Genomic DNA, 11,267 nt, shown 5'->3' with positions numbered 1-11,267 from the left:
AATGGCCGCCCACCCCAGCGAATTTTGACACCCGTCCGCGGAGCCGTCCGGGTCAATTTTTGAAAAAGCTCCTAGGCCTCCGACAATAAACCAGGGACCCCCACGGCGATCTGCCCACGCTCCCAGCAGGGGCTGCAGAGCTTGTGTCGTGAGGGCTAACAATCCAGCCAGCAGACCGGCCTGGGCCGCGGCAAAGTGCCATCGCTGCATCAAGATCGGCAGCAACGGCAGATAAAGGGTGGGATACCCATCATTAATGGCGTGCGCGCCAGCCCAGATTGCAGACTCTGTCCATGATGCCCGCGACCTCGCCCCGCTGCTCGTCATCACGGCCTATCGGCCTCCTTTGATGCCATGAATGCTTTATCGCACCGTGCCCCGAGAAACGCCGTTTCGGCCAAGGACGAGGCCAAAGAACCCACCATAAGTGCACGCCGCTGACGGGCTTTGGCCACCGTGGCTTTAAGAGTCTCGTTAATACCAATCCCGGCACACCCCTCCTCGGCCTCTAAATGTCATATACAAGGGCAGGGCATGCGGGGTGCAGAGGGCACAATGACTGGGTAAACCGAAACCCTCCGTTACCCACAGCATTTGAGGTTTTTTGCAAAAGGCCAAGGGCCTAATGACCCCTTTTGTGCCGTCCGCACGTCCCTAATCCGGGTACTCCGCCGTTGGGCGAGCCATATATCCGGGATTTCGACCCAACCAACGCACCCCTACAGATCGGACAATGCCTTGATGTAGTTGGAATCCCCCATTATGGCGTAGAGTAAACCTTCGGTGAAAGACCATATCCACCGGATGCAGCTCTGAAGAGGGAACGTTTGCGGGCCATCGCCACGATCCTCGGTGGACCGCGACTGTGAATACGGCCGCAATGCGAACGATCAGCTGCCTGTCATGCCCCATGAATTTTTCTTACTGCGGCACCGACGGCATTCGCAGCCGAAAGCGTTGCGTTTTTCCGGTCGTGGTTAGACAAGTCCTGGATCAAATGTATCTCCCCCGGATAGTGATAGTGTGCCATCCGGTTACGCCCATGCTGCTTAAGCGTTCAGCTTAAGGCAACAGCATAAGGGGCCCCGGTAGGACTAGCGCCGGGGGCAGCCGCCGCAACACTCCGGAACATTTTTGCCAGTTAGATTAGGTCTTGCTCTTTCGCCCGAGACCTGGCATGATTGCAAGCAAGCGCTTGCTTGGTAAGGAGGAAGAATAGATATGCGTTACCACTTTGATGGGGTGGATCCGTCCCCCTGGTTCCAGACCGTGCACGCCGCCCTCGACCGCGCCATGCGCAACCATGGGCACGAAGAGACGCGCGATGCGGAAAAAGCTGGTCTGGTCTTTCATCTTGTGTCCCCCCGACGGGCGCGTCCGTTCCGTCGTCACTCACAAGCTACCTTCGTGGTCAGCCTGATTCCGTGGAACGAGCCGTTGACCAACCCCTTACAACAGTTGTATCCCCTCCTAGTGCGGTCCTTGGCCAATCTTGTAATCAGCGGCGCCGGACTAGACACTACGTATCTCGTGACCCCTGAACTCGGAAACTATCAAGTCTCGCACGACCTTGCTGAGTGGCCGGAGATCCTGTACGAACGGATTGAGCCGTTGGCTACGTCGCACCTCGTAATTGACAACATATTTGATGAGGACTTGCCTGAGGCACTATGGCAGGGGAACCAAATCACCCGTGAGATGCGCGACGCAAGCCGACGGCTCGCCGCATGGGATCTCTTTCCGGCTCCTTACCCCGTGGCGGAAATGCTACCGGCTGACGATTACCGGCACCTAAAACGCGTCTTTAACATCGGGGGACTTAGCTACGGGAATCTGAGCGCGCAGCATCGCGACGGGCAGTTCTGGATGTCAGCCAGCGGAATCGACAAGGGCAAGATCGGCACCGTCAGCCACGACATTCTGCTGGTAAAGGGCTACGACCCCGACATTCGGGCCATGCGACTCTCGGTGGCTCCCGGGTCCGAACCCTTGAGGGTGTCAGTGGACGCGATCGAACATTGGGGTGTGTACCAAAAGCATCCTGAAATTGGCGCCATCATCCACATCCATGCGTGGGTAAACGGCGTTCCGACGACCAGCGTCAATTATCCCTGCGGCACGGTGGAAATGGGCAATGCCATGTCCGTACTGCTAGACCAAGATCCGCACCCGGAGCGCACCATCATCGGGTTGCGGAACCACGGCATCACCGCTACGGGACCCAATTTCCCCGACATCTTGGAGCGGCTGGAAGGTCGTGTGTTGGCTCAAGTTCCTATGGTCTAAATGTTTTTGATCGGTGAATACCTCCCGCCCAGAGCCCATAGCCATTAAGTTAAGCAGTTTTGTTTGACGCCAAGATCATTTTTAAGGAGTGACATTGTGCCCCTAAAAATTTCTGCTGCTGTGTTGTTCGACTACGGTCGACCGGTGGAAGTGGCTGACCTGTCGCTTGATGATCCCGGCCCCGGCGAGGTATTAGTGGAAATGCGAGCCTCGGGGGTTTGCCATTCAGATTGGCATGCCGTAACCGGACACTTGCCCCTTCCCGTGCCCCTCGTGCTCGGACACGAAGGTGCCGGCATCGTTCGCACCATCGGATCTGGAGTCACCCGGGTGGCTCCAGGTGACCGGGTCGTGCTCAGTTGGCTTCCTTCCTGCGGTCAGTGCCCGCGGTGTGTGGACGGCCAACCGGAATTGTGCGAAAGCGCCAACGATGCTGCCGTCAACGGGTACCTTCCCACCGGCGCGACGCGCGTCACGACGACCAATGGCGCGGCCGTGTCGGTCTTTTCTTCGACAGGTACCTTGGCGGATTACGTGGTGATCTCGGAAGCGAGCGCTATCCCCGTCCCCGGCGCCATGCCGTTCGACGAGGCGTCGCTGTTGGGGTGCGCGGTGCAGACGGGCATCGGTGCCGCCTTCCGTGCGCCCATACGGCCCGGCGACGCTGTTCTGGTCATCGGCGTGGGGGGAGTGGGCCTCAACATCGTGCAGGGTGCCCGCATACGTGGCGCCGCCCGCATCATCGCCGTCGATCCCTCGGAAGCCAATCGACAGTTGGCGCGAGAGTTGGGTGCCACAGAAGTCGTCAATCCCGACGACGGGAACCCCTTATTACAGGTTTTGGACCTGACCGGGGACGTGGGCGTCGACGTGGCCTTTGATGCCGTGGGACGAGCGGACCTTTTGGCACTGGCGTTCAACGCCGCGCGCAAGGGCGGCACCGCCGTGGCTGTAGGCGTTCCCGAACCCAACGACTCGGTGGCGTTGAACGCCTTCGCCTTTGTCTCCCAAGAAAAGACCCTAACGGGCTCGTGATATGGATCCGGGGTCCCACTTCGCGACATTCCCCGGCTGGGTGCACTGTGGCAGGCCGGGCTGTTGCGCATTGCCCCACTGATTCAGCGACGCTATTCGCTCCGTGACGTGAACCGCGCGTTCGATGATCTGGTCGCCGCTAAAGGCGGGCGGAGCGTCATTACTTGGTAAATGAAGGGGAGGAGTAAAATGGCGGTGTTTGAGAGCGCACAAGCCTTGGAAGATGTTCTGGGTAATTTCTTCGAGCGTTTGAGGAGCGTTGAGCAAGCATACCTGATTCACCAAATCGGGGGCACGCTAGAATTCGTCTTTCGCAATCCGGCAACGCGCATCCGGTGGATTCCGGAGAGCCCGAATGCTCCCCTTCCATTCCGGGTGGCGTACGGTTCCCCGACCGATTCCGTCTTGCTGACGTTCGAACAAGATGGGGATACGGCGCACCGATTCTGGCTGGGCCGCGTCAATCTCCAACAGGCACTTGCCCGCCAACAAGTGGTTGCGCATGGCCCGCTATCTCGCGCTATGAAGCTCATTCCGCATTTGGACACCATCTACCCGCTTTACCGGGAGTACTTGCAGGAAATCGGCCGAAGCGACCTCTTAGAGGTAGGACGATGACCGCCTTGGCGCCGACGGGGCCTTGGATCAATGGACAATTTATCCCGGGCAAAGGTGACCCGCTGGTTATTCATTCGCCGTCCGACGGATCGCGGCTCTGGGAAGTCCCTGCGGCCGACGCCAAGCAGTTGGACACCGCCTGCCGCTTGGCCAGGGAGGCCCACGAGGACGGCCGTTGGCGGAAACTTCCGCCACTGGAACGCCAACGCACCCTGATGGCGGTTGCAGCCTTGCTCCGCGAGGCCGACGTGGAGTGGGCGGAACGCATAGCGGCAGAAATGGGGATGCCGCTTGGAGCAGCACGATTTATCGAGGTGCCCTACGCCGCCGCGGCTTTCGAATTTTTCGCCGGATTGATTCCTTCCGTGACTGGGAAAACCATGCCGGTCGACATCCCCGGAGCGCCTCCCCAGTATCTTGCGATGACGCTCAAGGAGCCAGTCGGCGTAGCCGGCCTCATTACACCATGGAATTTCCCCGTGATGCTGCCCAGCTGGAAATTGGCGGCAGCCCTCGGCGCGGGTTGCACCGTGGTGCTCAAGCCTGCGCCCGAATCACCGGTGACGGCCCTGGAGCTCGGTCCATTGTTGCAGCGTGCCGGCGTACCCGACGGGGTTGTCAATATCGTACCCGGAGGGGATGAGGTGGGTGCCTCCCTCGTGCGACACGCCCAGGTCGCGAAAATCGCGTTCACGGGGGAAACCAAAACCGGAAAAGACATCCTGCGCGCGAGTGCCGACACCATCAAACGGGTCAGCCTGGAACTTGGCGGAAAATCTCCGCTCATTGTGTTCGACGATGTCGATCTTGAGGAGGCAGTCTCGCAGACTCTCTTCGGCAACTTCTTCAACAGCGGCCAGGTCTGCCAAGCCACGACCCGTGTACTGGTTCAATCCAGCCTCTACGAATCATTTGTGGCGCGGTTGACGGAGCGCACAGCGGACCTTAGGGTGGGGCATGCCTTAGACCCCTCCATTGACATCGGCCCAGTGATTTCCGAGGCTCGCATGCATCTGCTTGAGGCGGAGATCGACGCCGCCTGCCGCGCTGGCGCCCGCGTGCTGACGGGGGGCACGGCGCTTACCGGTCCCGGATTCCTGTTCGCCCCGACTGTCGTTGCGGATGTTGCGCCTACGATGTCCCTGTTCCAGCGCGAACTGTTCGGTCCTGTAGCGGCGGTATGCCCCTTTGACACGGAGCACGACGCGATCAAGCTGGCAAATGCCACTGAATATGGATTGGCCGCGTCCGTATTCACCCGCGATGTGGGGCGGGCGATGCGCATGGCCCGTGCCATAGAGGCGGGAACCGTCTGGATCAATACGGTGCAGGTATTGACTCCCACCGCACCCTTTGGGGGTTTCAAGATGAGCGGGTTGGGTCGGGAATTGGGGGCTTCGGGCCTCGACGAGTATCTCGAAGAGAAGACCGTCATCGTTGATCTCAATGATCAACCAATGACATATTTCTAGATGGCAGGAGTGAACAGGATGCTGAAAGCGGTACTCTTCGATTTGGATGGGACGCTGCTCGACATCGACGGGGATGCATTTCTTGAGGACTACATGGCCCAACTGGCAAGGTACTTGCATCCCTGGGTGGATGCGGATGCCTTCGTCCAGGCTCTCTGGTCGGCGGCCGCCGGAGCCCTGGCCGCAGCCCATCCTCAAAAAACCAACCGTGCCGCGCTTATGGACGCGCTAGGCGAGTCCTTGGGAGTGAGCCCCGCCGAGTTGTCACGAAGAATCGACGCCTTTAGCCTGTCCGAGGCCGCGAAAATTCTCCCCGGAGGTCGGCCCATGCCGGGCAGCCGCCGCGCTGTGGCAGCAGCACAGGCACGCGGTCTGAAAATCGCCGTAGCGACCACGCCCATCTATCACTCGGCCGTGGTACACAACCGTCTGGATCGCGCCCAACTTGATGACGTGAACTGGGACGTCATCGCCACCGACCAATTTTTCTCCACTAAACCCTATCCCGCCTATTTTCTCGAAGTGGCCGAACGACTTGGGGTCTCCCCGGAGTCGTGTCTCATGGTGGGTGACAACCCCTTCGATGACATGGCCGCCAGGACGATAGGCATGGCCACCTATTATACCGGCCGACCGATGGGGTCCCTAAACGTGGGCCGCTCCGGCACGCTGTTGCAATTGGCGGAGGAATTGACCGAGTACGATGGCGTCAACATGTCAGAAGAACCCCAATCCCCCGAGGAGTAATGCGGCGAAAATCTCTCGAGATCGGCTTGGTTGTGTAACCCATACCTTCCGCCGTTGCTGACGGCGGCAAGATCATTTGTCGCCGGGCTCAGCTTTCCTCAATCCAGAGGCGCATCGATCAAGCCCAGCACTTACTGCGACATCGCCATGAAACCCAGGGATCGACTTATGATGCGGCAATGAATCGCTCACTGCAGTGGGCTTATCCTGTTGCTGGATTCGTGGTTTATGCCCCCTGGAGATTGCCCCCATCTAGGTATCGTCTCCCCACGCGCATGCGCGTTGGAGACACGCCTGTTCTCGGCTACAGGAATACTGTAGCCGGGAGGCTTCACGCCGATGAGGCGTCCCCCACGGACTGACTTTCCACGACTCTGGTTCCCGGCCCTCTGAGACCAGCCATGACGCGCAGCGCAAACATCCCGGTCAACCATGACAGCCACACATAGACCGCCAAATCCCCCATGATGGTGGTTCTGGAAAATCGGACCACAAACGGTGCAGCCAGGAACGGCCACGCCATGTATGGAATGGCAACCCCCGCTTGCCGATCGCGAACGATCCAGGCTAGGCCGAAGAGGGCCAACAGGATACCGGCCACCACCATCAACCCACGTGTCAGCCCAGCAGGACCAGCATAGGAGATCCAAGCTCCCAAGTAGAGATATCCGAAGAGCGCCAGAGCCGCCAAACTGATGGTTGATGCGTGGAGTCTGCCCGCCTCTCCCTCTTTCCCAAGCGGACGCGTGCGGACATTCCGCCTTACCATTAGCCACAAGAGCGCCTGTGCCGCCAGTCCCACAGGCATTAGCCATGCCATAATGGCGTTCGGCACAGCCCAAAGAACACCGGCCGTGCAGATTATTGTTTCGACAACCAACAGTCCGGTGAGCAACCGGCTCAGGTATTTCCACAACCGCTCGGTCCGGTATCGACGCAGCGCGTCGAAGAGAAAGACGACTAAGGCAATCGTGAATCCAAGGGTCAAAAGACGATGTACATACTCGATGATGACGGCTTCGTTCGAGAATGCCGGAATGAGCGCTCCATGGCACAGGGGCCAGTGAGCCCCGCATCCCATACCGGATTTGGTGTCATGATCCACGACCCCCATGGCATTGACACCGACAATTCCGGCCATGCTGACAAATCCGGCCAACCGTAAGCCCAGGCTGGGTGCACCGAGCGGTTTCGCGTTACCCACGAATATGCCTCCCTTCAGACGCGCCTCGGACAAACCCTTCCGAAACATGTTACGCCTTTCTTCACTTGAAGGGAGCATTCCTATGGACCTTCGACCCCAATCTCCCGGTCCGATTGACCCTATATCGCCGGCCATTTCAATGAGGGGTAAAGAAGCCGTTAGCCTGCGGTTCTGATAAGCCCCCATACGGCCATTCGTCGCGGTTGCTAAGTCTAATTCAAAATCCCCAAACGGCCTTCGTGTTCCGTGCGGTGGATGTAAGCCGTCCACAGGCTAACGTCAACTCATGGTGACAACCGCTGGTCAACACCGTTCTGCCCAGCCTCGCGTATATTTTCCTGCATGAAGATCCGGCTCCGGAACGAACCCGAAGCCGGTCCTTTACCGCTTGGCGTCCCCACGGCCCCCGAAAAAATGGGGGCCAAGCCGGTCGCAGCCCGCCCTACCTGGGAAGCGGGACGGGTGTCTATGGCGAACGGTAGCCGCCAATCCTCGGCCACGCTCCATCAAAGGTGGAGCCTTTCAGGGGAGAACAGCGCCAGTTCTTGCAGTGGCATGTCTGTGAAGGCTTGCTGGACCAACAAGTCCCCCATGATTGAGGCGAACTTGAATCCATGCCCGGAAAAACCCGCGCCAACGACGATACGGCCGTGGCTTCCTGGGAGTTGGCCGACGACGAAATGTTCATCGGGAGTGTTTGTATAGAGACAGACCGAAGATTGCGCCACCGATGCGGCCTTGGCGGCGGGAAAAAATCCGAGTCCGGCCCGCAGAGCCTCTTCGTCCTTGGCAGTGACCTCGCGGCTGACGGTTTCCGTGGTGCAGCGGACACCTCCGTGGTGGCGCGCAATTTTGAGGCCCTCGCCGGCTCGATAGGGAAATCCGTAGACATGCTGACCCTCAGGATCCTCGTGGAGGTAAATCGGGTAATCGCCGAGGGCAGCCACATACGCGTCGTCAAGCCAAAACGGCGTTTGGCGTTCGACCCAGACGGGCAAGGATGGCCAAAGATGGCGAATCCAGGGGCCCGCGGTGATAACCAAACGGTCCGCTTCGATGACACTGCCGTTGGCATTCAGGCGTATCCTGTCGGCGGAAGTGTCCCATTCTGTGACCCGAGAGCCAAGTTGTACCACCGCGCCGCGTGCGCGAGCCACCGACAAAAAGGACGACCATGCCCCTTCTGCCAGAAGATATCCAGCGGCTTCTTCGTAGACAGCGACCTCACTTTCCGGTAGATGGAATGCAGGAAAGCGAGCGCTAACCGTGGCGCTGTCCCAAACTTCATAGGGCAAGTGGTGTCGTTCAGCAGCCTCGATGGCCCCGCTGACGGCTGCCGATGATGGTGATCCCATCATGAGTCCGCCGGTCTGAAAGAGCACCCGTGTTCCGGACTCCTGCTCCAACTCATGCCACGCCCGATAAGCTCGCTGGATGAGGGGTACATAATCTGGATGTTCGAAATAAGCCTGGCGGATGACCCGCGTTTGCCCGTGGGAGGATCCGGACGCGTGGGGAAGTTCCGGAGACTGTTCTAAGCCGATGACAGACAATCCTCTACGGGCCGCCGCGTACAGGGTCGAGGAACCCATGATACCAAGCCCGACGACGGCGAGGTCGTAATGTTTGCGCATGTTCGATGCTCCTATAGGTCGATTTGGCGTTCATGAGCGGCCAACGCTCGGTTTATATCGTCTTTGAGGGTTGGCTTTTGCATCATCAGGATGACACCGGCCAGAATCCACGCAGCCGTCAAGTACGGGAACAACATGTAGGGCATCGGCGGAACGGGGTACAAGTTGGCATACAGTGTGTAAAGAATGATAAGTAGGGCCAAAATCGCCAGCCCGACCTTGAGTCCCTTATTGGTGCCGGTTCGGCTTTCGTTGACCATGTCTGCAATGCTTGTAAGGCCATAAGACACCAAGAATCCCAGAACACCGACCGTGCCCACGTAGCCAAACATATTGGCAGCTGAGGTTCCCCATATTGACGGAACCAACATCACCATCAGACCAACGATGACCACGACGCTGATAGAGCGGACGGGAGCGCCGGACTTCGCGCTGACCGTACCGAGGCTTTGGGGAAGCACGCCATCTCGACCGAGCGCAAACAAGAGGCGAGACGCGGCTTGCATAGCGGCCATGGTTGCCGCGAATCCACTGAACACAGCGCCGATGTCGATCCCGACACCCATGGCGGACCCCACATAACGGTCGGCGAGCAGGCCTAAGGGTGCGCCCGTGCCAGCGAACGTTTTGATGCCTTCAGCTGTGACGCCGAAACCGATGGTTTGCGCATAAGACACAAACACGTACAGGATTCCCGCGAGCACCAAGTTGGCCAAAATGGCAATGGGGATGTTGCGGCGCGGGTTATGCGTCTCCTCGCCGATGGTTGCCGCGACGTCGAAACCAAAATACGAGAGAAAGCCGAAGACCATGGCAAAAGCCACGCCTTTCCACATGCCGCTCGCGGGGACGAAAGGCAGAGCCGTCAAGTGATGAGCGGCACCTCCTCGTCCGACAATCACGACCGACAGAATGATCATGGCTAGGACCGAGAGCCCTTCCAGAGTTAGGGCCACGGTAGTCGATATTTTGATCTCCCGGGTAATCATCAGGTAGACGATGCCGGTTCCCACCAAAGCTATGGGCCCCCAGGGGATATTTAGGCCGAGTTGACTTAACAAAGCCTGTCCGAAGTCGCCGATTAATGCAATCCCGCCAAAAGCAAAGCCCAAATATGACAGAAGCAACACCCATCCTGAGACAAACCCGGTTGAAGACCCGAGTACGTGACTGTTGAAGTTATAAATCGAGCCAGCGTGTACATAGCGGCGTGTAAACTTAATGAACGGCAGGGCCATGAGGATAACCCCGACGAGGGATCCCAGCATAACCAAGGGAACAGCTCTTCCGGCCATGCTCGCGGCCAAGGAGGTGTTCAAAGCCATGGACGCGGTGGGCGCTCGCAAGGCGATAGAGTACCCGATGGCTTGGATAAGCGTGATTTTTCGGCCTTTGTCGCCCAATCGTGTGGATGGTGATTGTGCCATGACGGCAACCTCCTATTGTTTTGTGTGGGGGAATAAACATTCGGTATTCGCTACATTCTCGGAAATTCCTTCAAAAATGGAACGCGCTTCTACCCTTTGGAACAAATAAGTACGCTCTACACCGGGTCTCGTAGAAGTCGAGGCGCATCACCTCATCCAGCCCATCCGGGTGGTGACGACCACGATTACCGCGGAAGTCGGTGAGATGACCCGGTTTGACACCCGAAGAAGGCTGTGCTTTTTACTATTCCTGAAACAGAGCGAGGGGACGCCCCTCTGCAAGTGGATGCGTTGGCCAAAGTCGACCGTTCCCGTTTATCTCACGGTCGACGGCATTTTGGAGTCAACGACAGCCAGGAACAAATCCTTGTTGAAGCAGCCGTCAGAAATCCTGACCGCCGCCAGGCACGGCACGTCATCATATCACGCATATAGCCGGGAGACCCATTGTTGCTGGCTAACATCCAAGGCTTCGGATGATTCGAAGATTTCTTCGAGCGGAGGCTACCCTTGTTGGATGCCGTTGTTATGTAATGCTGCCGTATTCAGAACGTGCGTTTCTCTTTTCCCAAAAGAAAACACCCCCGGAAGTCATGCCGTCACACGCGCGGCATTGCCTGTGCGTCAGTCTGCTTCCGGGGGCTCCATTCCGCGGCCTTTTAGTCGGCTTCCGCGAGTATTTGCGGCAAACGGCGCAAGAGTCCCATCATGAGCTTCACGCTATATTGGATTTCGGGGTCCTTCAAACTCCGCATGAGACCGGTCACCGTCACCCGCGACGTGTCGTTGCGAACCGTTTCGGTCACGTCCGACAGCGCGTGGGTGGCCCGAATCCCTAAGTCGA

The 11,267-nt window shown here is 58.5% G+C and carries 9 protein-coding genes and 1 pseudogene; 5 read left to right on the top strand and 5 right to left on the bottom strand.

Annotation, left to right across the window (positions count from 1 at the left end; genetic code table 11):
• Positions 1–330 (bottom strand): annotated as a pseudogene (locus HIJ39_RS18775) (hypothetical protein); the annotation flags it as partial.
• 891 nt (positions 331–1,221) lie between these two features.
• Between HIJ39_RS18775 and HIJ39_RS18770 the strand changes: the two are divergent.
• The 5 genes from HIJ39_RS18770 to HIJ39_RS18750 all read left to right on the top strand — a co-directional run bounded on the left by HIJ39_RS18770 (position 1,222) and on the right by HIJ39_RS18750 (position 6,158).
• Positions 1,222–2,286, top strand: coding sequence for a class II aldolase/adducin family protein (locus tag HIJ39_RS18770; RefSeq protein WP_169102447.1), 1,065 nt, complete (start codon positions 1,222–1,224; stop codon positions 2,284–2,286).
• Between the two features lie 96 nt (positions 2,287–2,382).
• Complete coding sequence (locus HIJ39_RS18765) at positions 2,383–3,321, top strand: alcohol dehydrogenase catalytic domain-containing protein (protein WP_169102445.1); 939 nt, start codon at positions 2,383–2,385, stop codon at positions 3,319–3,321.
• Positions 3,322–3,510: 189 nt separating this feature from the next.
• Positions 3,511–3,939 (top strand): hypothetical protein, encoded by a 429-nt coding sequence (locus HIJ39_RS18760; RefSeq protein ID WP_169102443.1) that lies wholly within the window; start codon positions 3,511–3,513, stop codon positions 3,937–3,939.
• Positions 3,936–5,411: an aldehyde dehydrogenase family protein gene (locus HIJ39_RS18755; RefSeq protein WP_169102441.1), complete on the top strand. Its 1,476-nt coding sequence runs from the start codon at positions 3,936–3,938 to the stop codon at positions 5,409–5,411. Before HIJ39_RS18760 ends, HIJ39_RS18755 begins: the two co-directional genes overlap by 4 nt.
• 18 nt (positions 5,412–5,429) lie before the next feature.
• On the top strand, positions 5,430–6,158 hold the full coding sequence (locus tag HIJ39_RS18750; RefSeq protein ID WP_169102439.1) for an HAD family hydrolase: 729 nt from the start codon (positions 5,430–5,432) through the stop codon (positions 6,156–6,158).
• Positions 6,159–6,489: 331 nt separating this feature from the next.
• Here the strand turns inward: HIJ39_RS18750 and HIJ39_RS18745 are convergent, their stop codons facing one another.
• The 4 genes from HIJ39_RS18745 to HIJ39_RS18730 form a co-directional block, all read right to left on the bottom strand.
• A complete protein-coding gene (locus HIJ39_RS18745; RefSeq protein ID WP_169102437.1) occupies positions 6,490–7,362 on the bottom strand; it encodes a COX15/CtaA family protein in 873 nt (290 codons plus the stop codon).
• 506 nt (positions 7,363–7,868) lie between these two features.
• Complete coding sequence (gene solA, locus HIJ39_RS18740; RefSeq protein WP_169102435.1) at positions 7,869–8,996, bottom strand: N-methyl-L-tryptophan oxidase; 1,128 nt, start codon at positions 8,994–8,996, stop codon at positions 7,869–7,871.
• 11 nt (positions 8,997–9,007) lie between these two features.
• On the bottom strand, positions 9,008–10,423 hold the full coding sequence (locus tag HIJ39_RS18735; RefSeq protein ID WP_169102434.1) for an APC family permease: 1,416 nt from the start codon (positions 10,421–10,423) through the stop codon (positions 9,008–9,010).
• A gap of 659 nt (positions 10,424–11,082) precedes the next feature.
• On the bottom strand, positions 11,083–11,267 hold a 185-nt coding region (locus HIJ39_RS18730), incomplete at its 5' end, for a helical membrane plugin domain-containing protein (protein WP_169102433.1).

The organism is Sulfobacillus harzensis, assembly GCF_012933365.1.
Classification (GTDB): domain Bacteria; phylum Bacillota; class Sulfobacillia; order Sulfobacillales; family Sulfobacillaceae; genus Sulfobacillus_B; species Sulfobacillus_B harzensis.
The sequence above is the reverse complement of the archived record's forward strand: the minus strand, read 5'-3'. Positions and strand labels throughout refer to the sequence as shown.